This is a genomic window from Candidatus Desulfofervidus auxilii, from assembly GCA_030262725.1.
GTDB lineage: Bacteria > Desulfobacterota > Desulfofervidia > Desulfofervidales > Desulfofervidaceae > JAJSZS01.
In genome coordinates this window covers 1-25,804 of sequence record JAJSZS010000010.1, presented here as the reverse complement: position 1 = coordinate 25,804, position 25,804 = coordinate 1, and the positions used below count along the sequence as shown (strand labels likewise).

The window sequence follows — 25,804 nt, the reverse complement described above, 5'->3', positions numbered from 1 at the left end:
AAGATATGTTAGTAGTTATAGATAATTATGATTCATTCACTTATAATTTGGTTCAGTATTTCGAAGTGCTTGGTAAAAAAGTAACAGTTTTTAGAAATGATCAAATAAAGATAAAAGAATTAGAAGATTTAAAACCAGATTATTTAGTTATTTCACCTGGTCCTTGTACACCTGAGAAGGCAGGTATTTCTATAGAAGCTATTCGACATTTTGCTGGAAAAATTCCTATTCTTGGTGTATGTTTGGGACATCAGTCTATTGCTGCTGCCTTTGGGGGTCGAATTATTCAGGCAAAGCATATTATGCATGGGAAGACTTCAAATATATTTCATGATGAAAAAACTATTTACAAAGGGTTAAAAAATCCATTTATTGCCACTAGATACCATTCTCTTGCTGTTGAAAGACAAAGTTTACCTTCCTGTTTAGAAGTTAGTGCTATAAGTGAAGATGATGAAATTATGGGCATTCGTCATAAAGAATATACAATAGAAGGGGTACAATTTCATCCTGAGTCCATTCTTACAGAAGATGGTTTAAAATTACTTGAAAATTTTTTAAATCTAAAATGAGACGCATACTTATTGGATTAAATCTTTTTGGGGCATTTTTTATTATATTGGAACTATTTCTCAAACAACAGGGTAAATCTATATGTCAAACTGAAGGATGCCAACTTGCTATGGGTTTAGCTCGTAATGAAAATTTTATATTGATTATTGGAACAACTATATTTCTAGTTCTTTCTTTATTATTTTTTTTATCTAAAAAAAGGAATCTATTTCCTATAATAGATATTATTTTAATTGGTGTGCTTTCTGTTGAGGGTTATTTAATAGGAATTCAATTTTTTTTCCTTTCTCATTTATGTAGCTTTTGTCTTATTGTTGGCACTCTTTTTTTAATCATTACTCTGATTTATCTCTTTACCTATCATCGCCTTACAGCATTAGCAGGCATAGTAAGCCTTATTATGGTAATATTTGCTACTTATTTGATTTTGCCAATGACAGGCACTTTAGAAGAAATGGCAAAAATTTGCTATATAAAAGGTAATCCAAAAGATAAATGGTATCTTTTTGTAAAGGAAAATTGTCCACATTGTAAAAAATTACTTAATTATTTTTTAAATCATTATAAAGGAGATTTAAAACTTTATGTCTGTGAAGCAGAAAGATGTTCTTTTTTACTTAAAAAATTAGGGATAAAAGAAGTACCTGTGCTTTTGATAGAGGAAAAAGGAAAAAAAGAAATCTTTGTAGGAGAGCAGTGTATTTTGCAAGGGATAGAAAAGAAACAATTTCCTGAACTGTTTTTTTATCAACCACAAGGAACTTGTGGTCTTAATACCTGCAAATAGGAGGTATTATGTTAAAGGGTATTTTGGGGAAATTAGTTGAAGGTAAGGATTTAGATAAGGATGAGATGACTTATTTTATGTCAGCCATAATGGAAGGAAAGGCTACACCAGCCCAAATTGGTGCATTTTTAGTAGCATTACGTATGAAAGGTGAGACAATAACTGAGATTACATCTGCAGCAAAGGTTATAAGGGATAAGGCATATAAAATAGAAGTTAAAAGAGATAAACCTTTAGTAGATACATGTGGCACTGGAGGTGATGGAAAGAATACTTTTAATGTCTCAACAGTTACTGCCTTTGTTGTAGCGGGAGCTGGATTAAAGGTAGCTAAACATGGGAACCGTTCTGTCTCAAGCCATTGTGGGAGTGCTGATGTCATTGAGGCTTTGGGTATAAATTTAGAATTAGATATAAAAAAAGTAGCAAGGTGCATTGATGAAATAGGTATAGGATTCCTTTTTGCCCCAAAGTTTCATCCAGCCATGAAATATGCCCTTTCTCCTAGAAGAGAATTGGGATTACGCACAATTTTTAATATTTTAGGTCCTCTTACCAACCCAGCAAAAACTACCCATCAAGTAATAGGAGTATATGATAAAAAATGGCTTTCTCCATTAGCTCATGTTTCAAAAAATTTAGGTTTAAAGGGGGCTATGATTGTTCATGGTGAAGGTGGATATGATGAAATTACAATTACAGGAAAAACATATATTGCTGAATTAAAGGAAGGAGAAATATTTGAATATGAAATTAACCCAAAATCTTTTGGTTTAAATATAGCTTCTGAAGAGGAAATAAAAGGTAAGGATAGAGAATATAATGCTCAATTATTAAAAGATATTCTTTTAGATAAAGAAAAAGGAGCAAAATATGATATGGTGTTGCTTAATGCAGCGGCTGTATTTAAAATCACTAATTTAGTTAAAAATTGGGAAGATGGTATTGATTTGGCTAAAGAGGTTATAAAGAGTAAAAAGGCTTATGAAAAATTAGAGAAATTGATAAAAATGGCAAAATGAAAGAGAAAATTGGTTTTTTTGATATAGATGGTGTAGTGGCGGATACAGGCACAGCTATGATAGAGATAGTTCAAAAAGAGTTAAATAAACCTTGGGTAAGAATAGAAGACATTACTGAATATGAAATTACTCGTCTTTCTTGGCTCAATGAATTTGAAATAGAATTCCTTTTAACAAAATTTACCCAACCAGATTTTTATATTAATATCCCTCCTATGCCTGATGCAGCTAAAGTAACAGAGATTTTAAGTAAGGCAGGATGGAAAATTATTTTTGTGACAGCGCGTCCTCCTTATTTGCGTGAGCTTACTTTTTATTGGTTAAAAAATAATGACTTTTATTTTGATCAACTCATTGTTACAAATCCTCAAGAAAAGATAAATTATTGCGTAAATAGCCATAAGTGCTTTTTTGTAGAAGATAGACCTGATGTAATTACAAAAATTGCTATGGAAATGCCTAAAATGAAGATCTTTGTCTATGATCAACCATGGAATCGTTATGTAAAGGTAGGAAAAAGGATCAAAAGGTTAAAGGAAATTTTAGAAATAATAAATAAATTATGAAGGGTTTTATTGGTTTTGATATAGGAGGCACAAATTTACGTTGTGGTTTAATATCAGAAAATGGAGAGATTATTGATTTCTATAAAGAGCCTACTGAAGCCAAAAAAGGTGTAAAAACTGTTGTTGAAAAAATTTATAATCTTATAAGAAAAATAAAAAATTCTTATTCAGAAATAAATCTTTTAGGTATAGGTATTGGTATTGCTGGAATATTAAGACCAAAAGAAGGTATTGTTTGTTTTTCTCCCAATTTACCAGGTTGGCGCAATATTTCTCTTGTTTCTACTCTAAAAGAAAATTTGCCAAATTTACCTATTTTTATTGAAAATGATGCTAATCTTATTGCTTTAGGAGAAGCCTGGCAAGGGGCAGGTAGAGGAAAGAAAAACTTTTTTTTACTTACATTAGGTACTGGTGTAGGTGGAGGTATTGTTTATGAAAATCGTCTTTTTAGTGGTTATTCTAGTGCAGCAGAAATTGGTCATATGAAGATTGATCCAAATGGAGAAAGGTGTCTTTGTGGACGTAAAGGATGTCTTGAAACATTTGCTTCAGCTGGTTGGCTTGTCAGAAGGGCTGAAAAACATATTAAGGCAGGCATGCCTTCAATTTTAAATAAAAAAGAAAAATTTACAGCTAAAGATGTCTTTACGGCTGCTAAAAGAGGTGATATTTTAGCTAACTATTTATTCTATTTAGTTGGTTGGGCTTTAGGAATAGGAATCGCCAATTTGTGCAATATATTTGGGTTTAATACTGTTATTATTGGTGGTGGAATGAGTGATGCTTGGGATGCATTTATAGGCCCTTTAAAAGAAACATTAATGTATGAATTATTATCTATTAATTATGGGGAAGTAGAGATTTTAAAAACAAAATTGGGAGATATGGCTGGTATTTATGGCGCATGCTATTTAGTGAAACAGAAGCTGGGAAATGAAAGTGAAAAATATTAGAAATTTCTGCATAATCGCTCACATAGACCACGGTAAATCTACTTTGGCAGATAGAATTTTAGAGCTTACTAAAGCTGTACCTCCTGAAAAGATGAAGGAACAATTTTTAGATCAAATGGATTTAGAAAGAGAAAGAGGAATTACCATAAAGGCTCAAACTGTCCGTCTTCAATATAAAGCAGAAGATGGTAAAGATTATATATTAAATCTTATTGATACACCAGGACATGTAGATTTTACCTATGAAGTCTCTCGTAGTCTTGCTGCCTGTGAAGGAGCTATCCTTTTAGTAGATGCAGTTCAAGGAGTAGAAGCACAGACAGTAACAAATGCTTATCTTGCAGTAGAAGAGGGGCTTGAGATTATACCAGTAATTAATAAGATTGATTTACCTAATGCAGACCCTGAAAGAGTCAAAAAAGAGATTGAAGAAGTTTTAGGTCTTAATACCTCTGAAGTCATCCTTACTAGCGCTAAAAAAGGAATTGGTACAAAGGAAGTACTTGAAGCAGTTGTAAAACGTATCCCTCCTCCTATTGGAAATATAGAAATGCCTTTACAAGCACTTATTTTTGACTCTTGGTTTGATCCATTTCAAGGGGTTGTTGTCCTTATTCGAGTAGTTAATGGTGTTATTAGATTAGGCATGAAGATTAAATTAATGTCATCTCAAAAGATTTATGAAGTTAGTGAAATCGGTGTATTTACTCCTTGGCAAAAACCTGTCAATCAATTAGGACCTGGTGAAGTGGGTTATGTTAAGGCTGGAATAAAAACCATACAAGATGCTCGCATTGGTGATACTATTACTTCAGCTACTAAGCCTGCAGAAAAACCTTTACCTGGTTTTAAATTAGTAAAACCTGTTGTATTTGCAGGATTTTATCCTTCTGATCCTAAAGAATATGAAGATTTAAAAGAAGCTTTAATAAAGCTAAATTTAAATGATTCTGCCTTTGTCTTTGAACCTGAAACTTCGGCAGCTTTAGGTTATGGTTTTAGATGTGGTTTCCTTGGTATGTTGCATATGGAGATTGTACAAGAAAGATTGGAAAGAGAGTTTAACCTTTCTGTAATTAGCACTTCTCCTTCCGTAGTTTATAAAGTAGAATTGACTGATGGCAAAACAATAGAAGTTGATAATCCTGCTAAGTTACCATCTCCAGTAAAAATTAAAAGAATACTTGAGCCTATTGTTAAAGCAGAAATTCATGTGCCACTTGAATTTTTAGGTAATATTATACGTCTTTGTGAAGAAAGGCGAGGCAGACAAATAGAAATGAAATTTATATCAGAAAAACACGTTATTCTTATTTATGAATTGCCTTTTGCTGAAATATTAACAGATTTTTATGATAGGTTAAAATCATTAAGTCGAGGTTATGCTTCTTTTGATTATGAAATTATAGGTTATAAAGAATCGCCTCTTATTAAATTAGATATCCTTATTAATGGTCAGCCTGTAGATGCCCTTTCTCTTATTGTTCATAAAGAAAAGGCATATTATCAGGGGAAAAAGCTTGTAGAACGTTTAAGAGATTTAATTCCTCGCCAATTATTTGAAGTCATTATTCAAGCAGCTATTGGAGGAAGAATAATTGCACGTGAACGTATACCTCCATTACGTAAAGATGTAACAGCAAAATGTTATGGTGGGGATGTTACTCGTAAAAGGAAACTTTTAGAAAAGCAAAAAGAGGGGAAGAAGCGTTTAAAACAACTTGGATTAGTTACTATTCCACAAGAGGCATTTTTAACAGTATTTTCAAGAGAAAGGGGATAAAATTGGAAAGAGTAAAAAAACAAAAAGCAAAACTTCGTGAATGGGCAGAATCTATTCTTATTGCTATAGTACTTGCCCTTTTTATCCGCTCTTTCATTGTTCAGGCCTTTAAAATACCTTCTGGCTCTATGATTCCTACTTTACTTGTAGGGGATCATATCCTTGTATGCAAATTTATTTATGGTATTAAGATTCCTTTTATAAACAAAACCATAGTGGAGTTTAAAGATCCTCAACGTGAGGATGTAATTGTTTTTATCTATCCTGTTGATCGGAGTAAGGATTTTATCAAAAGGGTTATTGGATTGCCTGGTGATAAGATTGAAATTAGAAATAAAAAGGTATTTATTAATGACAAACCCTATCCTGATCCCCATGCCTATTTTACTGATGAACGCATTTATCCAGGTGATGTCTTTCCTAGAGACAATTTTGGCCCAGTTATAGTACCACCTCACAAATACTTTGTTTTGGGAGACAATCGCGATTCTAGCCATGATAGCCGTTTTTGGGGTTTTGTAGACAGAGATGATATCTTAGGAAAAGCATTTATTATTTATTGGTCTTGGGAAAGACCATTTTACAACATTAGATGGTCAAGAATTGGTAAAATTATTCATTAAATTTTGGAAAAAGCCAAAAATAGGTTTAGCATTAAGTGGAGGAGCAGCTAGAGGATTAGCCCATATTGGGGTATTAAAAGCTTTAGAAGAAATGAATATCAAAATAGACTTTATTGCTGGCACAAGTATGGGTGCATTGATTGGTGCCCTTTATGCTTCAGGTTTAAGTGCTAAAGAAATAGAAAAATTGGCTTTAGAAATTGGTTTTAAAAAAATGTTGCGTCTTTTTATCTCAATCCCTTCTTCAACTGGTTTAATATCTGGAAAAAATATAGAAAACTATTTAATCAGTATTATTGGAGATATTGATTTTTCTAAACTTAAAATCCCCTTTTTGGCTGTAGCTACTGATATTGAAACTGGAAAGGTGGTAAAGTTAAACAAAGGTTCAGTAATTAAAGCAATTAGGGCAAGCATTGCCATTCCTGGTATATTTTCTCCAATAGAATGGAATAATCATCTATTAGTAGATGGAGGAGTGACAACACCTCTTCCCATTGGTCTAGTAAAAGAAATGGGAGCAAATAAGGTTATTGCAGTTAATGTTATACCACGTTCATTAAAAATAGAACATTCAACACAAGAGTGGAGTTTAATTAACATTATCATGCAAAGTCTTTTAATTTTAGAAAATGTGCTTATAGAAATAGAAATAAAAAAACAAAAGCCAGATTATTTAATTGAACCAGATGTAGCTTCCATTGGTGTATTTGATTTCCATCGAGGAAAAGAAGCAATTGAAATTGGATATGAAGCAGCTAAGGCTGTTTTTAAAAAGTGACAGGCTCACCCTTTTATGATAAAAATTTAATATGGAATATGAATTAATTGATGAATTTTATCGTTTTTTGTTATTAGAGCGGGGCTTTTCCCAACATACAATTGCTGCTTATGCAACAGATTTAAGTAAATTTCTCTCTTTTCTTCAAGAAAAGGGTATTAAGAGTTTACTTCATGTTCAACCAAAAGAAATTAATGAATTTATATATTGGTTAAGTAAAAAAAACCTCTCTCCACGTAGTCGTGCAAGGATATTGTCTGGCATAAAAACATTTTTTCGTTTTCTTGTATTTACAAAGCGCTTATCATCAAATCCAGCTGCTTTAGCAGAAACACCAAAATTTCCAAAAAAATTGCCTCAAGTATTGAGTTTAGAAGAAGTTGAAAGACTTTTAGAACAGCCTGATACAACTACTATACGCGGTTTGAGAGATAAAGCTATGCTTGAATTGCTTTATGCCACTGGATTACGTATTTCAGAACTTGTAAGATTAAAACTAAATCAAATAAATCTTGAAGCAGGCTATATTATTATAATGGGCAAAGGAGCAAAAGAAAGATTGGTTCCCATTGGTAGTAAAGCTATAAATGCATTGAATATTTATTTAGAAAAAGCACGTTATATCTTATCAAATTCTCCTTCAAATCCATATTTATTTATTGGCTATCAAGGAAAACCTATTACAAGGCAAGCATTTTGGGAAATTATAAAGCGTTATGCTATACAGGCAGGTATTGAAAAATCCATTAGCCCTCATACATTAAGACATTCCTTTGCCACACATCTTTTAGAAAGAGGGGCAGATTTAAGATCTGTTCAAACTATGTTAGGACATGCCTCTATAACTACTACTGAAATTTATACTCATATTACTAAAACTCATTTAAAGGAAACTTATGTCCGTTTCCACCCACGTGCAAAATAAAGGCATCACTGTTATTGCCACTCATGAAAATGCCGATTTTGATGGTATTGCTTCTATGTTAGCAGCTAAAAAACTCTATCCTGATGCCATCCCTATTGCCCCTACTACTCAAGAATCAAATGTAAAAGAATTTTTGTTAAATATAGCAATTGAATACTTTCAACTCACAAAATTAAAAGAAATAAACCTTAATGATATTACACAAATAGTATTAGTGGATACAAGTCAATTAAGTCGCATTGGGGCATTAGCAGAAGTAGTAAAAAAAGAGGGAGTAAAAGTACATGTATATGATCACCATTTACCACCTGACCCAGAAATACCTTTAGATTTCAGCATAATTAAGCCAGTAGGAGCAACAGTTACAATTTTGATTGAGATTTTAAAAGAGAAAAAAATCAAAATTACTCCTGAAGAAGCTACATTAATGGCTTTAGGAATTTATGAAGATACAGGTTCTTTTACTTTCCGCTCTACAACAAAAGAAGATTTGGAAGCAGCTGCTTATTTATTAGAATGTGGTGCAAATTTAAATATGATGAGTGAAATTCTCACTCATCGTCTTAGCACCTCTGACATCAGCATTTTACATGAACTTATACATGAGGCAAAAACACATTTTATTCACGGTATTCCCATTATTATTACAAAACTTTCTAGTGAAACCTATATAAGTAATCTTGCATTTCTTGTCCATCAATTGATGGAAATGGAAAATATGCCAGTGTTATTTGCTTTAGTGAGATTAGAACGTCGTATATTTATTGTTGGTAGAAGCAAATTGCCTGAAGTAAATGTAGCTGAGATTTTAGAACCTTTTGAAGGAGGTGGACATCCAGCAGCTGCCTCAGCTGTAGTAAAAGGATTAACGCTTATACAAGTAGAAAATAAGCTCTTATCTATATTATCTGAAAAGATAAAACAGCCAAAAGTAGCAAAAGATCTTATGTCTCATCCAGTAAAATGGGTCAATCCTGATACAAAGATTAAGGAAGCAGAAAAAATTTTAGTTAGATACGATATAAACGCTTTACCTGTAGTAGAAAATGAAAAAATAGTTGGCATCATCACACGACCAGTAATAGACAAAGCAATTTATCATGAGTTGGGAAATGAACCGGTCAGAAGATTTATGACAACCGAATTTCCAACCCTTTCACCAGAAGCCTCAATTGTTGAAATAAAAGAAGCTTTACTTCAGCACAAACAGAGAATTGTGCCTGTTATAGAAAAGGGCAAATTAATAGGTGTTATTACTAGAAAAGATCTTTTGCATTATCTTTTAACCAATCCTTCTGCGTTTTTAGGAGGTATTGATTTTGATAAAAAGCCTCATCAAAAATATGTGACTTCTTTATTAAATGAACAATTACCAAAAAAAATTATAGATTTATTAAAAAAAATTGGTGAAACTGGAGAAAAACTTGGACAAAATGTTTATGTTGTAGGTGGATTTGTAAGGGATCTTTTACTTCGCCATGAAAATTTTGATATTGATATTGTTGTTGAAGGAAATGGGATCAAATTAGCTAAAGCATTGCGTAAAGAAACTAATGCACATATTCATACTTATGAAAAATTTGGCACAGCAGTAGTTATCTTACCAGATGGTTTTCGCTTAGATATTGCTACTGCAAGAACAGAATTTTATGAGTCTCCTGGTGCATTGCCTAAAGTAGAAACAAGTTCATTAAAATTGGATTTATATCGTCGTGATTTTACTATTAACACTTTGGCTATAAAACTCAATCCAAAGGAATTTGGATTATTATTAGACTTTTTTGGAGGACAACGTGATTTAAAAGATGGAATAATTAGAGTACTTCATAATTTAAGCTTTGTTGAAGATCCAACACGTATTTTAAGAGCAATCAGATTTGAAAAGAGATTTGGCTTTAAAATCGGCAAACAAACGCTTGATTTAATGCAGGAGTCTTTAAAATTAAATCCATTAGAACATGTTGCTGGTAGTCGTATATGGCATGAGCTTAAATGTATTTTTCTTGAAGCAGATCCAGGTGCTATTATGGCAAAATTGGCACAGCTTAATGTCTTACCATTGATTCATCCTAAATTAAGATGGACAAAAAGCCTAGAAAAATTATTTAGAGAAATTAAAATTGTTATATCTTGGTATGATTTACTTTACCTTGAAGAGGATTATGCTAAAGAAGAGGTTTATCTTTTAGGTTTGATTGATAATTTTAAAAAGAAAGAAGTAGAATCATTTTTAAATAGAATTGATTTTTTAAAAAGCAAAAGAAAAACATTTATTTCATATAGAGAAAGGATTTTAGAGCTTTATTATCTTTGGCAAAAAAAGAAAGAAATAAAACCAAGTGAAGTTTATTTCAGTTTAAAAGAAATACCTTCTGAATTTTTGCTTTATTTAATGGCCAAATTGCCTCATAATAAAAAGAAATTAATTTCTCAATATTTTACACAATGGCGACAAATTAAACCCCTTTTAACTGGCAATGACTTAAAGGCAATGGGACTTAAGCCTGGCCCAATTTTTAAAATTATTCTTGAAAACTTGCTTAAAGCCCGTTTGGATGGTGAAATAAAGACAATAGAGGAAGAAAAGGCATTAGTAAAAAGATTTTTAACATGAAGATTTTATTAACAGGGCCACCACGTATTGGAAAGACAACTATTATTAAAAAAGTTATAAATCTGTTTAAAAAAGATGGTTATAAATTATGTGGATTTTATACTGAAGAAATAAAAGAAAAAGGTAAAAGAGTAGGATTTAAATTAGTTACTTTAGATGGGAAAGAGATTATTTTTAGCCATATTAATTTTAAAACACCATTTAAGGTGAGCAAATATAAAGTAGATATAAAGGCACTTGAAAAGGTATTAATGAGTTTAAAACCTACTTTAGAAGAAATTGTTATCATTGATGAAATAGGAAAGATGGAGTGTCTTTCAGAAAGATTTAAAAAATTTATATGGGATTTATTACATGAAAAATATTTATTTTTAGGCACAATTGCTATAAAAGGTGATTCTTTTATAGAAGACATTAAAAAGCTTAAACAAATAAAATTAATAGAAGTAAACATAAATAATCGAGATGACTTACCAAGAATAATAAGAAATTATTATAAATATGAAAGTTTCAATCATTGTAACCACATATAATCGTCCATTAGCCTTAAAAAGGGTATTAGAAGGATTAATTTTTCAAACCCATTTGCCAGATGAAGTCATTATTGCTGATGATGGTTCTGGTAAAGAAACAGAAGAAGTAATTAAAAATTTTATAAAAAAATCGCCATTTAAAGTATTGCATGTATGGCAGGAAGATAAAGGATTTAGAGCAGCAAAGATAAGAAATAAAGCTATTAAATTAGCTACTTCAGAATATATTATTTTTTTAGATGGTGATTGCATCCCAAACAAATACTTTATTTCTGATCATCTATTTTTGGCAGAAAAAAATTGTTTTGTTCAAGGTAAAAGGGTATTGGTAAGTAAGGATTTAGAACCAAAATTTTCTTTTTTTGAAGCAAATTCCTTTTCTTTTTTAATATGGGCAGGTTTAAAAAGAAAGATTTCTAATACACACCATATATTTCGTTTTAAAAAATTTCCTGCATTTAAACACAGGAAAATTAAAGGAATAAAAGGATGTAATATGGCTTTTTTTAAAAAAGACTTATTAGCAGTAAATGGATTTAATGAAGACTTTGAAGGATGGGGAAGAGAGGATACAGAATTGGCAATAAGATGTTATAAATATGGGCTTTATCGTAAAGAACACCCTTTTTTGGCCATCTGTTTCCATTTATGGCATCCACCTTATTCAAGAGATGGATTAAGTAAAAATGATGCCCTTTTAGCTAAGACTTTAACATCCAATGGATATTTTTGTAAAAATGGTATTGTAAAAGGAGAAAATGATGAAGAAACTATCAGTAAATGTGATTACTTTTAATGAGGCTCATAAGTTAGAAAAATGCTTAGAGAGTGTAAAATGGGCTGATGAGATTATTGTTATAGATTCTTTTAGTACAGACAATACAAAAGAGATTTGTTCTAAGTATCCTAATTTAAAAGTGTTTGATTATCCATTTATGGGCTATGGAAGAATGCGCAATATTGCAATTGAAAAATCTAGTGGTGATTGGATCTTAAGTTTAGATACAGATGAAAGAGTAACAGATAGGTTAAAAGAAGAAATATTAGAAATTTTAAAAAAAGACCCTCCTTATGATGGTTTTAGGATTCCTAGAAAAAGTTATTTTTTAGGAAAATGGATAAAGCATTGTGGTTGGTATCCTGATTATCGCTCAACACAACTTTTCAGAAAAGGATTTGGAGAATATACAGATTATTTAGCACATGATCACTTTGAATTTTATAATAAGGCAAAGATTGGTACTTTAAAAGGACATATTGAACATGAAACATGTTTACAGATAAAAGAAATGTTTTATAAAACGCAAAGATATTCAGAGTTAATGGCAAAGGAGATGCATAAAAGAGGGAAAAAATTTCATGCTCATCAATTAATTACACATCCTTTTTTTGCTTTTTTACGCATGTATTTTTTTAAAAAAGGTTTTTTAGATGGCATTCATGGACTTATACTTTCTACTGAACAAGCATATTATACTTTTTTAAAATATGTAAAACTTTGGGAAATTGAAAAAAATGAACATTCTTCAAACAGAGGCTAGCCCAAATTTTGGTGGTCAAGAATATGAAATGGTTTTAGAGGCAAAAGAATTAGCAAAAAGAGGGCATTTTGTAATTTTAATTATAAATTCCAAAAATAAAATTTTGGCAGAGATTATTAAACAATTTAAATTAAATTTTTATCAATTACCTTTTAAAAATACTATTGATTTATTCTCTATAATCAAAATGCGAAAAATAATTAAAAAACATAATATAGAAATTATCCATTCTCATAGTCCAAAGGACCATTGGATATCTTATTGGGCAACTTTAAACTCTAATATCCCTATTTTAAGATGGAGAGATATAATTAATCCAGTTCCTTCTAAATGGCATCGTTCCTTTATTTATAAAAGAGGATGCAAATATCTTCTTGTAAGATGCAATATGATTAAAGAGATGTTTATTAAAAATAATAAAATAAATCCTAAAAAAATAAAAGTTATTCCAGCAAGTATAGATTTTGAAAAATTTAATCCAAATATAAATGGAAATTATATTAGAAGTGAATTTAACATTCCATTAAATGCAACTATAATAGCCCTTATTGCTCAGATAAGACCAGAAAAAGGACATAAATACTTTATAGAAGCAGCAAATTATTTAAAAGATAGACCAAATATTTATTTCTTAATTGTTGGTGGGGAAACAGATAAGTCATCAATTCGAATTAATGAACTTAAAGATTTAGTAAATAAATTTGGATTAAAAAATATAATTTTTACAGGTTTTCGTAAAGATATTCCTCAAATTATGTCAACAATAGATATTTTGGTATTACCTTCTACTGATGTAGAATCTGTTGGGAGAGTAATATTAGAAGCATTTGCTATGAAAAAACCTGTAATTGCTACATCTATAGGTGGTATACCAGAATTTGTTTTAAATAAAAAAACAGGTATATTAATCCCTCCACATAATAGTAAAGCCATTGCTGAGGCAATAGATTTTATTTTAAATAATCCTTTAAAAACAAAAGAAATGATAGAAAATGCCTATGATTTTGTTAAAAGGAATTTTTCTGTAGAAACTATTGTAGATAAGATTGAAAAGATTCAAAATGATGCCTTAAAATGAAACTTAAAATTCTTTTTGTAACTAAATACATATCAGGTTCTTTACCCAAAGAATTTTAGATATTTATTTTGAGTAAATTTTATAAATTTCTTCAATTTTTTGTATTGTTTTATCAAATGAATATCTTTCTTCTACTAATCTTCTTCCTTCTTTACCTAAAAAATCCCTTAAATTTTTATTTTTATATAATTCAATCACTGCTTTAACAATAGCATCTACATCTTTTGATGGTATAAGCAAACCAGTCTCATTATTTTTTATCACTTCCGGGATCCCACCTACATTAGTAGCAATAACTGGTTTTTTCATTGCTAATGCTTGCAAAATTACTTGTGGTACTCCTTCACTACCATAAGAAGGATGTACTAATATATCTAATGAGGCTAAAATTTGTGGAATATCTTCTCTAAACCCAAGCATATATACTTTTTCTTTTAAGTTTAAAGAATATATTTGTTTTTCAATCATTTCTTTTGCTTCTTTGCTTCCATCACCTATAATATAAAATTTAGCAAAAGGTATCTCTTTTAAGATTTTTTTAGCAGCTAAAATAAAATATTTATGTCCTTTCTCTTCTAAAAAAACAGAAATCATGCCTATTAAAAAACCATTTTTATTTAATGAACCTTTTACTCTTTTTGGATCAAATATAGATAGATCTACACCTGTAGGGATAGAAATAATTTTTTTAGGATTAAATTTATTATATTCAATTAATTGCCTACGGATAAATTCTCCTGTAGTAATAATGCAATCTGAAAAAACATTATAAAGTAACCAACTTAAAGGATTTCTACCAACAGGTGTAGAGATATGCCTTGTTCTAATTAAGACAAATTTGGGATAAATTAATTTCACTATACTAGCTACCCATGTATCCCAACTCGTATGAGTATGAATAATATTAATATTTTCTTTTTTTATTAAGTTTAAAAGAGCAGGGATTCCCTTTAAATCTTTCTTTTTTAAAGGCAGATGATAAACAGGAATATCAAATTCTTTAGCTTTATAAAAAATTTTTGTTTCAGGAAAGGTTCCTAATGCAATCCAATATCCTTTTTCTTTTAATGCTTTAATTTTTTTACAAATTCTTATTTGCTGACCACCCCAACCTAATGCACCTTCAAGATGAAGTATCTTCATTTTTCTCTCCTTTACAAACTCTATTTTAGAGAATAAAAAATTAAATATGCAAGATCTACTTAAAAATACTAAAAAACTTTTATTAATGAAACTTCGCTATATTGGCGATTCAATTTGGATGTTACCAGTAATAAATAATTTAAAATGGAATTATCCACATTTAAAACTTTCTGTTTTAGTAAATGAAGGCACAGAGGATTTTTTTTATCTAAATCCATTGGTAAATGAAGTTTTAACATTTCCTAGAAAAAAAGTAAAAAGCAGATTTGGTTTTTTAAGATTTTTGAAATTTATAAAAAATATTAGGAAAAAAAAATTTGATACAGTGATTGATTTAACAGATGCAGATAGACCTGCCTTTATTTCATTCCTTTCAGGAGCAAAAATTAGAATTAGCTATGATAATGAACATAAACCTAGGCGTTTTCTTTATACTCATAAAGTAAATGCAAAAATAAATAAAAAACACATGGTAGAATATCATTTAGATTTATTAAAAGAATTGGGGGTAAAAATCCATGACACCTCTATTAAGATTCAGATTCCAGATCATATTTTAAATAATTTATATCAAAGGTTTCCTCAACTTCATAACACTAAAAGAAAACTTCTCATTCATCCAGGAGCACGTAATCCTTTAAGACAATGGGAAACAAAAAATTTTGCTAAAGTAATCAGTGCAGTAAAAGATAGATATGATATAATTTTAATAGCAGCTCCAAATGAGACTCATTTAATAAAAGATATTATTTCTCAAATAAATTTTAAACCATTAATAGCAACAACAGAACTTAATTTAATAGAATTTGCTGGAATTTGTAAAATTTGCGATTTATATTTGGGAAATGATACAGGGCCACTTCATATTGCAGCAGCTGTTGGTACATTTGTTATTGGTATTTTTGGCCCTACTTTCTCACACTTAGCAGGCCCATGGACAGAAAGAAAGATTATTTTTGAAGCACCAGCAGATCTTAAATGCCGAGGTTGTTATCAAGAATTTTGCCTTAATCAAGAATATAAAGCATGTTTAAAAACAATTTCTCCAAAAGCAGTTATATCAGCTATTTTAAATTTGACAATAAAATAATTTTGTCCTAAATAAAGACATATGGATAGAGAGAAATTCTTTTCTGAATTAAAAAAGCGGGTAAAAAATAAAAATCTTATAAAACATATGCTTGCCACTGAAGCAGTAATGAGGGCATTGGCAGAAAGATTTGATGAAGATAAGGAGAAATGGGGATTAGCTGGTCTTTTGCATGATATTGATTATGAAGAAACAAAAGATCAATTTGAAAAACACAGTTTAGTAGGAGCAGAAATATTAAAAGAAATGGGTTTACCTGAAGATGTGGTTTATGCTGTAAAAGTGCACAATCCAATACATAACCTTCCAAGAAAAACAAAATTAGATAAAGCACTTTATGCAGTAGATCCTCTTACTGGTCTTATTGTAGCCTGTGCTTTAATAATACCTGAAAAAAAGCTATCAAAAATAGATAAGGATTTTGTGTTAAGAAGATTTAAAGAAAAAGGATTTGCAGCAGGTGCTAATAGAGAACAAATTAAAACTTGTGTTGAATTAGGGCTTTCACTTGAAGAATTTGTAGATATTGCTCTTAAAGCTATGCAAAAAATTGCAGATAAATTAGGACTTTAATGTAATGTTGCTGCTATTTTTTCAAAATTAGCTTTTATCCAATATGAATAAGCATCTTTTAAACGCGAAAGTTTTTCTAATTCTTCTTTACACATTTCATATATGTCTTTTTCTGTAATTTCAGAGCGATAATAAACAAGTTGATAACATTTATGAGCTATAATTTTAAGCAATATAACATCTTTTTTTGATAAAACTCCATTTTCATCTAATTTTTCAGCTATTTCCTCATATTTAGAAACTTGTATTCCAAAACCATTTATTAAAATATATCTACCAAGATCAAGCACAGCTTCAAGACCTTTTCTTAAATAAAACTCTGCTACTCGAATATTACGTTTGTCTTTCATAAATACATCATAACTTTCCAAAGGAAGTGAACGTATTCCTTCTAAATTTTTTTCTATCCAAGCAATCCGATTAAACAATACTTTTTTATGCATCTAAAACCACATTAACATAAGGCATTTAACATTGTCAATGAAAAATATTTAAAATACCTTTCATATGTCTAAGGCAGCCATCTATCTTTAAAAAAGTCCTTTCATCTGCACGGATCTGGACAGGAGTATTTTGATTAAGTAAACAAAAATAAAACTTCTAAAGGAGGGTGCGATGAGTGGTGTAACATGGGTCTGGATAATGCTTATTGTTTACATTATCTATTGTATTTATTGGGGTATAGAAGGAGCTATTAAAGCAAAAACAACAGCTCAGTATACTATTGCAGGTAGACAGATTCCGATGATAGCCTTTCTGTTAGCGGCTACTGCTGCTTCCTTTAGTGGTTGGACATTTATTGGTCATCCTGGTCTTATCTGGAGAGATGGTTTACCTTATGCATTTGCCTCTTTTTATGTTCTAACTATTCCTATTTCAGGAACCTTCTTTGCAAAGAGGGTGTGGCTTTTAGGAAAAAGGTATGGATTTATTACTCCAGGTGATATGTATGCCTATTATTATGGAAATGAAGCTATGAGATGGTTAGTAGTTATTACTGCTTTTCTTTATTCTTGCTTTTATTCTGCTGTTCAATTTATGGCTGCTGGTGCCCTTTTTCACTGGGTTACAGGATTTCCATTTGAGCTTGGTGCAATATTTTTAGCTGCAGTAGTATTATTCTATGTAGCTGCAGGTGGCTTGCGAGCGAGTACTTGGGTAGGAATGTTACAATGTATATTATTAGTAGCAGGCATTATCATCATTGGAGCATTTGTATTAAAACAATTTGGCGGTTGGACAGATTTTGTTGAAAAACTTTCTGTACTTCCTAAAAAATACTTAGAAATTCCATCAATGATAGAATTTACTTGGGGAAAAACCATTTGGACAGGTGTGATGATCCTTACTTATATGTTTGCTTTAATGGGTATTCAAGCTTCACCTGCTTTTACTATGTGGCAATTTGGTAATAAGGATCCTAGACCATTTCCATGGCAGCAGGCATTTGCTTCCACTTTTGTTGTTGGATTTGCTTTGTTTTTCTTCACTGCCATTCAAGGAATGGGAGGAAGATTGCTTACTGATGTATTAAATGTCTTAAATATAAGCACAGATAAAGATTTGGTTCCCCAACTTATGAGTACTTATATTCCTGGCTTTTGGTTAGGTCTAGTGTTTATCGGTGCAATTGCTGCTATGCATTCTACTGCTGCTCCTTATGTAGGAACAGGTGCTACTATTATATGTAGAGACGTTTATTTTAGATTCATCAGACCCAATGCAGGACATGCAGAACAGATTTGGACTTCAAGACTATTAGCAGTACTTATCACAGCAGTTGCTTTAGGTGTAGGATTAACTTCCAAAGCAGCTCTCGTTATGTTAGGAGGATTAGCTACTGCTTTTGGATTTATTATGTATTTACCTCTTTTAGGTACTATTTGGGGATTTAGGTTTCCAGGCATAGGTGCAGCCCTTGGAGTGTTAGCAGGAATGATCGCAATATTCTTAACTTATAATGTATGGAAATATCCACTTACTATTCATTGCGCTGGTTGGGGAATCTTTGCAGCCTTAGTAGTCGCATATCTTTGTCGTGGTTTGGGAATAAAGGACTCACCAGAAATTCAGGAACGTCAGAAAGAAATTCGTCAATGGTTAGACAGTATTGATAGTCCTACAGAGTCTCAGAAAAAATGGAGAAAGGTTATGAAAGTATGGGTACCTTTGTGGTATCTCTTTGCTATTGGGCCTTTTGCCATATTAGGAAACAAAGCCTTTTCCTTTGCAGGATTTCCTCCACTTTGGGCATGGCAGATTGTCTGGTGGTTAATAGGAATTGTGATGATGTGGGCACTTTGCTTTAAGGCAGGTCTTTCTTCTATTACTGAAGAACAGATCCAACGAGCCGAAGTAGAAAAGAATATTGTTGTAGAGGAAATAAAGGCACCCGTGGGCGTAGCTAGGGTTGCCCCAACTAAGAGCAGTTAGGAGGAAAGATATGGCAGCAGAAGATCTCACTTTAATTTGTATTCTTGTTTTCACTATCCTCTTCATCTTTATGTTAGGAGCTGGAGTATTTGGTTAATTTAAGGGGCCTTGCCTTTTTAGGCAAGGTCCCTTAAAAAATCTTTAAATGCACAGTATAAATCTAAGTACACCTATAAGTTTTTTTATTTTCCGTCCACCTGTTGTTTGTAAAATTAATACAAAAGTGCATGAAGTGGTTTCATTAATGGTTAAAGAAAAAATAGGTTCTGTTGTCATTGTAGATAATGGAGGTATTCCTCTAGGTATTGTTACAGATAAAGATTTAAGAAATAAAGTTCTTGGCTATAATCTGAGTACTGATATACCAGTTGAAGTTATTATGACTAAATCTCCTTTAACTATCTCATCTGATGCAATTGCTTTTGATGCATTACACATTATGATGAAACACAATATTCATCATCTACCTATTGTAGATAAAACAGGAAAAATTCAAGGCGTGATCTCTAGTCATGATTTAATGATGCTAAGCACTCCTCATCCTATAGGTTTTATTCGTGAGATCGAAAAACAAGATTCATTAGAAGGTTTAAGCTATTTATTTAAACAAACACCTCAAGTAGCCAATTCTTTACTTAGGTCTGGAATTAATATGTATCATTTGGGATTGTTAATTACTGAAATTCATGATCATATCGTTAAAAAAATTTTAGAATTAACCCGCCAATCTCTTAAAAAAGAAATAAAATTAGATTTCTCTCAGTCCCTTTGTTGGCTAGTATTTGGTAGTGAAGGACGCCAAGAACAAACTTTGATAACTGATCAAGACAATGGAATAGTGTATGCTGATACCCCTTTTGATGTCACTGATTACAGCAATTATTTTGGTAAAAAAGCAGTTAATTACCTGCTCAAATGTGGTTATCCTGTCTGTGATGGAAAAATAATGGCTAATCAACCTAATTGGTGCCAATCTCTTTTACAATGGGAAAAAACATTAAAAAAATGGGTAACTGTTGAAAAAGAAAATGCGATTATATGGTTAACAGTTTTAGCTGATTTAAGGCCATTATGGGGTGATTTTTCTTTAGCAAAAAAGCTATATCAAATTTTACTTAAAAGCATTAAAAGTTGGCGAGGAATATTTAGAAGTTTAGCTCAAACTGCCCTTATTAATGCTCCTAGCAATTTTTTAGAATGGTTTGCTGCTAAAAGGGCTAGTGGAGGTAGACATTATCTTAATATTAAACTTTATGGACTTGCTGGTATTGTCAATGGAGTACGTCTTTATGCGTTAATGGAAGGTATAGAAGATAAAAATACTTGGCAAAGATTAAATAAACTTAAAAATCGCGGGATTATAAATGAAAAAGATGCAAAAGATTTAATTGAAGCATATGATTTTATGACACGAATTCGATTACAACATCAGCTTAGATGTTGGGAAAATGGTAAAACACCAAATAATATTATTGATTTACGCCAATTAAGTCCTTTAGAACATCGTTTTCTAAAAGATGCTTTAAAAATTGTTAATCGTTTTCAAGCTGTTTTACGGGAAAAATTTTATCTTGGACATATAGTTTGAAGGAGTCAAAAATGTCTTTTTGGACTAGTTTAAAAGAAAAATTTTCAAAGAAAAAAACAAAACCATTACCTCCTAATGTTGAGAAAATTTTAAAAATGCCACCTCCTAACCTTGATATGCCTATTAAAGCCGTAAGATATGTGGTCTTTGACACTGAAACCACTGGTTTAAAAAAAGAAGCAGAACTTGTAGCTATAGGAGCAATAGGGATCAAAGAGGGAAGAGTTGTTCTTTCTGATATATTCTATGAATTGATTCAACCTAAAAATGAAATTCCTGCTGATTCTATTTTTATTCATGGCATTACACCCAGTATGGTGGAAGACCGACCAAAAGTAGATGAAGTTTTATTAAAATTTTTAGAATTTTGCCGTCAGGATATTTTAGTAGGTTGCCATACAGGTTTTGATTTAATGTTTATCAATCGAGAGATGAAAGCTTTTTTTGGCATTCATTTACCAAATTTAGCCCTTGATATTTTGCGATTATTTCGTTTTTTGAAAAGACATTCTTATAACATTGAGCCAGAAAGAGAAGCAATTTCTCTAGATACTATGGCAAAGGAATTAGGTACCCCTGTTTTTGATAGGCATAATGTTATTGGAGATGTATTAGGAACTGCTATAATCTTTCAAAAATTATTAGGTGAAATGGAAAATATGAAATTAAAAGATTTAATAAGAATAGCTAAAGTTTAAAAGGAGGTTAATTTGCCTCATCGAATAGCAAGCTTGCGTCTTCCTCTTCAAAGAATTGAAGAATTTTTAATATCTATAGTCCCTTTTAATCTTTTACCTGAAGAAATTATAAAAGAAGTGGCTAAAACAATTCTAATTGAATATTATCCAAAAGGAATGAACATTTTAGAAAAAAATACAGAAATTCCCTTTTTCTATTTAATTTATTCTGGTATTGTTAAAATTTTGGGAGAAGAAATAGAATATAGAAGTGAAGGAGATTATTTTGGTGGTATTGGTCTTATAAAAGGAGAAAAAGCATACAATGTAAAAGCAATAGATGATGTTGTTTGTTATCTAATTCCTAAAGAGATTTTTTTAAAACTCTGTAAAGAATACCCAGCTTTTGAAGAACACTTTAAAGATCGGCTTAAACCTTTACCTTATCAATTAAAAAAACAAAAACCTTCATTACCTCATCTTACCATAAGATTAAATGAGCTTATAAAAATACCTCCAGTAACTTGCACTGAAAATACCCCTATTATTACTGCTGCTCAAAGCATGGCAAAAAATAAAGTAGGCTCTATTATTGTAGTTAATGAAAAAGGAAACCCAATAGGGATTGTGACAAAAACAGATTTAACAGAAAAAGTTATAGCTAAAAATCTGAATCTGAAAGCACCTGTAGCTCAAATTATGACTACTCCTATAATTGGCATTGAAAAAAATGCTTCTTATTTTGAAGCACTTTTAAAAATGGCAAAACACAACTGCCGTCATTTGTGTGTATTGGATAAAAAACATTTTATTGGGGTCATTTCCTTACATGATTTAATTCTCCTTCAAGGCGTAAATCTTATTACCTTTATTGCTGAAATTCAAAGGCAGAATACAATTGAAGGATTGGCTAGCTTAGTTAAGAGCATGGATCAAGTAATTAATGTATTATTCAATGAAGGCGCTTGTCCAATGTTGATTATGGAATTAACTTCAGAATTTATAGATCATACTTTATGTAGAATTCTTTCTTTTTTAAAAAAACATTCTTATTGCTTAATAGGATTGGGAGAATTGGGACGAAGAGAACAAAATTGGCCTTTTCCTTTAAAACTTGGTTTGATTTATAATAATCAAAAATTTGTAGAAAGATTATCTGAAAGTCTAAAAAAATGTGGTTTTTCACTTTATGAAGATAAAATTTTTTATAGCTCATTTCAAGATTGTAAAGATAATATAAAAAAATTATTAAATAATCAAAAAACAATAAAGCAACTTTATCATTTTTTGGATGCAAGAAAGATTGCAGGAGAAGAATACTTTTTAAAGGAAATAAAAAACTTTCTTTATGCTAAAAAAGAAATTTTAAATTTGTTATGGGAACAATTTTTTAAAATTGATTTACCTATAGGATTTATTCGCGATCGCATATTATTTGAATCTGAATATCTTAAAGAAAAATTAAACTTGGTAGAAACCTTGGAAATAATTATAGACGGTGTGCGTCTTTTATCCTTTTTACATCAGATTGAAAAAACTAATACATTTGAACGCTTAGATGATTTAAGAAAAAAAGGAATTTTGAAGAAAGAAACAATAATTGAGTTGAAAGAAATTTATAATTTTTTAAATATATTTAGAATCAAATTTAAATCTGATTGGCTTGACCCCCATTATCTATCAAATCAGGAAAAAATTTTATTGCAAGATTGCTTTTGGTCTTTGAAAAGATTTAAAAAATTTATTTTTTCAGAATGTGGTGGTATAGAGGAAAATGGCATGTAAGTAAAGAAATTGCTTCAATATTTATAGAATTTCTTTATAAAATTACACAAAGAGGAATTGAAATCATAAATGAAGAAGATAAATTTTTGGAGTTTTTTAGTTATCATCCTTTAGAAAAATGGGAAGAAGAAAAAAAGTCTATTGAAACACATGCAATACTTTTGCAGGCACTTTTTGCAGACATAATAATTGATTGTGAATGGGAATTAATTGAAGAAAAAAAATGGAAAACTCACTTTAAATCTTGCCGCATTAATCCTAATCTTATTGTACTTCCAGCTTCATGGACATATACGCCTAAGATGGATGAAATTGCTATTTGGATTAAACCAGGCATGGCCTTTGGCACTGGCATGCATGAAACTACCCAATTATGTTTAAAAGCAATGTATAAACTTTATGCAAAAGAACATCCTAAAACTTTACTTGATGTAGGTACTGGAACTGGTATTTTGGCTATTTTAGGCGAAAAGCTTGGTATAAAAGAAATCTTAGCTCTAGATATAGACCCATTAGCTATTGCGGCAGCTAAAGAGAATTTTAAGTTAAATAAAATAAAAAATATTAAATTAATTCATGGAAATATTAAAAAAATAAATCAATCATTTGATTGGGTAGTGGCAAATTTAGAGACAAAGATTATTATTTCTTTGGCACAAGAATTAAAAAAACTTTATCAAAAAAGCTTAATTTTATCAGGCATTTTAAAAAATGAGATAGAACAAGTAAAAAAAGCTATTTGTCTGCCTTATCGGGAGGTAATGATACAGGGAGAATGGGTATGTCTCATATTTTAAGACGCTTTTATTTACCACCCCAAAAGATTAAGAAAAAATCTGTTATTGAAGGAGAAGAGCGACATCATTTAGAAGATGTCTTGCGACTCAAACTAGGTGATGAAATAGAAATTATTGATGGGGAAGGCAATGTTTATCGCGCAGAGATAATTCAGTTAGATAAAAGGAAAGCTTCTATTGCTATTAAAGAACAGTATTTTATACCACCTCCATCTGTTAAAATTTATTTAGGTATTAGTCTTTTAAAAACAAAAGCAATGGATTTAGTCATTCAAAAGGCAACCGAACTAGGTGTATGGGCAATTTATGTTTGTACAACAAAATACAGCGTTCCTTTTTTAAAGGAAAAAGAAAAAAAGATTAAAAGATGGCAAAAATTAGCGATAGAAGCCTTAAAACAGTCTGGAAATAACTATCTCCCTAAAATAAAAATAATTTCTTTTGAAGAAATACTTGCCCAAAAACAAGGAATAAAACTCATAGCAGTAGGGCCAAGAGAAGAAAAAGCAAATCCTATTCTTTCTGTATTTAAGAATCTTCAAAAAAAAGAAGTCCTAATTTGTATTGGACCTGAAGGTGGTTTTTCTAAAGAGGAAATAAATCAAGCAAAAGAGAATAATTTTGTTCCTATAAGTTTAAATCCTTATATCTTACGCGCAGAAACAGCAACTATAGCCGCTTTAAGCATTATTCAAAATATTTTCTGGCACGCCTGGAGGGATTCGAACCCCCGACCCGCGGATTAGAAAACAAATATACAGAATTATATGCCTAGATATGGAGGGTCTTTGAAAGGGAGGAGTTTTCCTTAGACAGATTTCGCTCGGTATTTCCCACCTCCCAGGCCCCAAAGGTCATCCATGACTTGGCAAAGAAGGGTTATATCCAGAGGGTAAAAAGAGGGGTCTATCAGGTCACAGAACCTGAGGAATTTATAAGAAAAATCTCCGAGCCAGCATTGGAGTATTTGAAAAATACGGGATAGGCTATCCTAAAAGGGAGTGATCATTTTCCTTCCATTAGCTCTCCCCTTATCTTTAGAATTTTTGTTTTCAAATCAGGGATATCCCTTCTCACTACCTCCCAAGTTAACGCTAAGTCTATCCCAAAGTATTCATGAATGAGAATATCACGCATACCTGCAATCTCCTTCCAGGGAATCTCAGGGTATCTTTGTTTAAGTTCTTCAGGGATATTCTTAACAGCCTCTCCAATTATCTCTATCCGCCTGATAACAGAGTCCTGAAGTTGGAGAGACTTAAAGAAATCCTCTTTTGTCTTGCCTTTAGTGTATTCCTCGATTAATTTAATACATTCAAGTATATGTTCTATGAAAATCTTTGGATCCTTCTTCACAGGATTATCTCTTGCTCACTGAGTATTCTCTGCTTAAGAAGTGGGTGAAGAGAATTATAGGTAAGAACATCCACCTTTCTTTTAAGCAATTTCTCAATCTCTATTTTTAGACCTGCAAGGTCAAGAAGGCTCTTTCCCTCCTCAAATTCAACCAGAAGGTCTACATCGCTTTCCTTTGTTGCTTCTCCTCTCACAACAGAGCCAAAAAGGGCCGCTCTTTTTACACCATGTTTTTTAAGTACTTCAATGATTGTGTCCTTTATTTGTTCAATCTGATTCTCTGTTTTTTCCATTTTATTGTTTTAGATATTTTGTTTGGTGTATTTTTGTGTTTGCTATTGCTATTCCTACCATGCTAAGGATAAATTTTCAACTGGGATACTTCCCAAACAACTAATAATAGCTAGTGGCTTTTGGATTTCTGGTATTTTCCTTATAAGAATGCTTAGACTAGGCTCAAAGGAACAATGGACAATTAATTATTACTGCAAAGATATTAAAAATGGCGCGCCTGGAGGGATTCGAACCCCCGACCCGCGGATTAGAAGTCCGCTGCTCTGTCCTGCTGAGCTACAGGCGC

The 25,804-nt window shown here is 31.2% G+C and carries 26 protein-coding genes and 1 tRNA gene; 22 read left to right on the top strand and 5 right to left on the bottom strand.

Going from position 1 to position 25,804, the window contains the following annotated elements; translation table 11 throughout:
* Positions 1-5 precede the first annotated feature (5 nt).
* Genes LWW95_06800 through LWW95_06735 form a run of 14 tightly spaced genes read left to right on the top strand, consistent with a single transcriptional unit; the run spans position 6 to position 13,782 of the window.
* Entirely contained in the window at positions 6-572 is a 567-nt protein-coding gene (locus LWW95_06800) for an aminodeoxychorismate/anthranilate synthase component II (protein MDL1956736.1), read from the top strand.
* On the top strand, positions 569-1,360 hold the full coding sequence (locus LWW95_06795) for a hypothetical protein (protein ID MDL1956735.1): 792 nt from the start codon (positions 569-571) through the stop codon (positions 1,358-1,360). The genes LWW95_06800 and LWW95_06795 overlap by 4 nt, the downstream gene beginning before the upstream one ends.
* A gap of 8 nt (positions 1,361-1,368) precedes the next feature.
* A complete protein-coding gene (gene trpD / locus LWW95_06790) occupies positions 1,369-2,382 on the top strand; it encodes an anthranilate phosphoribosyltransferase (protein MDL1956734.1) in 1,014 nt (337 codons plus the stop codon).
* Positions 2,379-2,948 carry a hypothetical protein gene (locus LWW95_06785; protein MDL1956733.1) on the top strand — a complete coding sequence of 190 codons (570 nt, stop codon included), beginning with the start codon at positions 2,379-2,381 and terminating at the stop codon, positions 2,946-2,948. Before trpD ends, LWW95_06785 begins: the two co-directional genes overlap by 4 nt.
* On the top strand, positions 2,945-3,904 hold the full coding sequence (locus LWW95_06780; protein ID MDL1956732.1) for an ROK family protein: 960 nt from the start codon (positions 2,945-2,947) through the stop codon (positions 3,902-3,904). The genes LWW95_06785 and LWW95_06780 overlap by 4 nt, the downstream gene beginning before the upstream one ends.
* Entirely contained in the window at positions 3,885-5,687 is a 1,803-nt protein-coding gene (gene lepA / locus LWW95_06775; protein MDL1956731.1) for a translation elongation factor 4, read from the top strand. Before LWW95_06780 ends, lepA begins: the two co-directional genes overlap by 20 nt.
* Positions 5,688-5,689: 2 nt before the next feature.
* Positions 5,690-6,310: a signal peptidase I gene (gene lepB, locus LWW95_06770; GenBank protein MDL1956730.1), complete on the top strand. Its 621-nt coding sequence runs from the start codon at positions 5,690-5,692 to the stop codon at positions 6,308-6,310.
* The gene (locus tag LWW95_06765; GenBank protein ID MDL1956729.1) at positions 6,291-7,091 is read left to right on the top strand and encodes a patatin-like phospholipase family protein; all 801 of its coding nucleotides are present in this window, start codon (positions 6,291-6,293) and stop codon (positions 7,089-7,091) included. Before lepB ends, LWW95_06765 begins: the two co-directional genes overlap by 20 nt.
* A gap of 31 nt (positions 7,092-7,122) precedes the next feature.
* On the top strand, positions 7,123-8,016 hold the full coding sequence (xerD, locus tag LWW95_06760) for a site-specific tyrosine recombinase XerD (protein ID MDL1956728.1): 894 nt from the start codon (positions 7,123-7,125) through the stop codon (positions 8,014-8,016).
* Positions 8,006-10,630 (top strand): CBS domain-containing protein, encoded by a 2,625-nt coding sequence (locus LWW95_06755; protein ID MDL1956727.1) that lies wholly within the window; start codon positions 8,006-8,008, stop codon positions 10,628-10,630. The genes xerD and LWW95_06755 overlap by 11 nt, the downstream gene beginning before the upstream one ends.
* Complete coding sequence (locus tag LWW95_06750) at positions 10,627-11,163, top strand: NTPase (protein MDL1956726.1); 537 nt, start codon at positions 10,627-10,629, stop codon at positions 11,161-11,163. The genes LWW95_06755 and LWW95_06750 overlap by 4 nt, the downstream gene beginning before the upstream one ends.
* Positions 11,132-11,959, top strand: coding sequence for a glycosyltransferase family 2 protein (locus LWW95_06745; protein ID MDL1956725.1), 828 nt, complete (start codon positions 11,132-11,134; stop codon positions 11,957-11,959). The genes LWW95_06750 and LWW95_06745 overlap by 32 nt, the downstream gene beginning before the upstream one ends.
* Positions 11,925-12,704, top strand: a complete 780-nt coding sequence (locus tag LWW95_06740; GenBank protein MDL1956724.1) for a glycosyltransferase family 2 protein — start codon at positions 11,925-11,927, stop codon at positions 12,702-12,704. Before LWW95_06745 ends, LWW95_06740 begins: the two co-directional genes overlap by 35 nt.
* A complete protein-coding gene (locus LWW95_06735; protein MDL1956723.1) occupies positions 12,679-13,782 on the top strand; it encodes a glycosyltransferase family 4 protein in 1,104 nt (367 codons plus the stop codon). The genes LWW95_06740 and LWW95_06735 overlap by 26 nt, the downstream gene beginning before the upstream one ends.
* Before the next feature lie 63 nt (positions 13,783-13,845).
* Here LWW95_06735 and LWW95_06730 read toward each other — a convergent pair whose 3' ends face one another.
* A complete protein-coding gene (locus LWW95_06730) occupies positions 13,846-14,925 on the bottom strand; it encodes a glycosyltransferase family 4 protein (protein ID MDL1956722.1) in 1,080 nt (359 codons plus the stop codon).
* 46 nt (positions 14,926-14,971) lie between these two features.
* Between LWW95_06730 and LWW95_06725 the strand changes: the two genes are divergently transcribed.
* Positions 14,972-16,015, top strand: coding sequence for a glycosyltransferase family 9 protein (locus LWW95_06725; protein MDL1956721.1), 1,044 nt, complete (start codon positions 14,972-14,974; stop codon positions 16,013-16,015).
* A 21-nt stretch (positions 16,016-16,036) separates the two neighbouring features.
* Positions 16,037-16,588, top strand: coding sequence for an HDIG domain-containing protein (locus tag LWW95_06720; GenBank protein ID MDL1956720.1), 552 nt, complete (start codon positions 16,037-16,039; stop codon positions 16,586-16,588).
* Here LWW95_06720 and LWW95_06715 read toward each other — a convergent pair.
* A complete protein-coding gene (locus tag LWW95_06715; GenBank protein ID MDL1956719.1) occupies positions 16,585-17,031 on the bottom strand; it encodes a hypothetical protein in 447 nt (148 codons plus the stop codon). The two genes, LWW95_06720 and LWW95_06715, sit on opposite strands and share 4 nt — an antisense overlap.
* A gap of 172 nt (positions 17,032-17,203) precedes the next feature.
* Here LWW95_06715 and LWW95_06710 point away from each other — a divergent pair, with 172 nt between their 5' ends.
* The 6 genes from LWW95_06710 to LWW95_06685 all read left to right on the top strand — a co-directional run bounded on the left by LWW95_06710 (position 17,204) and on the right by LWW95_06685 (position 24,614).
* Complete coding sequence (locus LWW95_06710) at positions 17,204-19,021, top strand: sodium:solute symporter family protein (protein ID MDL1956718.1); 1,818 nt, start codon at positions 17,204-17,206, stop codon at positions 19,019-19,021.
* 145 nt (positions 19,022-19,166) lie between these two features.
* Positions 19,167-20,609 carry a DUF294 nucleotidyltransferase-like domain-containing protein gene (locus tag LWW95_06705; protein MDL1956717.1) on the top strand — a complete coding sequence of 481 codons (1,443 nt, stop codon included), beginning with the start codon at positions 19,167-19,169 and terminating at the stop codon, positions 20,607-20,609.
* Between the two features lie 11 nt (positions 20,610-20,620).
* Positions 20,621-21,307 carry a 3'-5' exonuclease gene (locus LWW95_06700; protein ID MDL1956716.1) on the top strand — a complete coding sequence of 229 codons (687 nt, stop codon included), beginning with the start codon at positions 20,621-20,623 and terminating at the stop codon, positions 21,305-21,307.
* A gap of 12 nt (positions 21,308-21,319) precedes the next feature.
* On the top strand, positions 21,320-23,071 hold the full coding sequence (locus LWW95_06695; protein ID MDL1956715.1) for a CBS domain-containing protein: 1,752 nt from the start codon (positions 21,320-21,322) through the stop codon (positions 23,069-23,071).
* On the top strand, positions 23,041-23,868 hold the full coding sequence (locus LWW95_06690) for a 50S ribosomal protein L11 methyltransferase (GenBank protein ID MDL1956714.1): 828 nt from the start codon (positions 23,041-23,043) through the stop codon (positions 23,866-23,868). The genes LWW95_06695 and LWW95_06690 overlap by 31 nt, the downstream gene beginning before the upstream one ends.
* Positions 23,853-24,614 (top strand): 16S rRNA (uracil(1498)-N(3))-methyltransferase, encoded by a 762-nt coding sequence (locus LWW95_06685; protein MDL1956713.1) that lies wholly within the window; start codon positions 23,853-23,855, stop codon positions 24,612-24,614. Before LWW95_06690 ends, LWW95_06685 begins: the two co-directional genes overlap by 16 nt.
* Before the next feature lie 259 nt (positions 24,615-24,873).
* Here the strand turns inward: LWW95_06685 and LWW95_06680 are convergent, their stop codons facing one another.
* From LWW95_06680 to LWW95_06670, 3 genes are all read right to left on the bottom strand, one after another.
* Complete coding sequence (locus tag LWW95_06680) at positions 24,874-25,224, bottom strand: DUF86 domain-containing protein (GenBank protein ID MDL1956712.1); 351 nt, start codon at positions 25,222-25,224, stop codon at positions 24,874-24,876.
* A complete protein-coding gene (locus tag LWW95_06675; GenBank protein ID MDL1956711.1) occupies positions 25,221-25,517 on the bottom strand; it encodes a nucleotidyltransferase family protein in 297 nt (98 codons plus the stop codon). The genes LWW95_06680 and LWW95_06675 overlap by 4 nt, the downstream gene beginning before the upstream one ends.
* 210 nt (positions 25,518-25,727) lie before the next feature.
* A tRNA-Arg gene (locus LWW95_06670) sits at positions 25,728-25,804 on the bottom strand.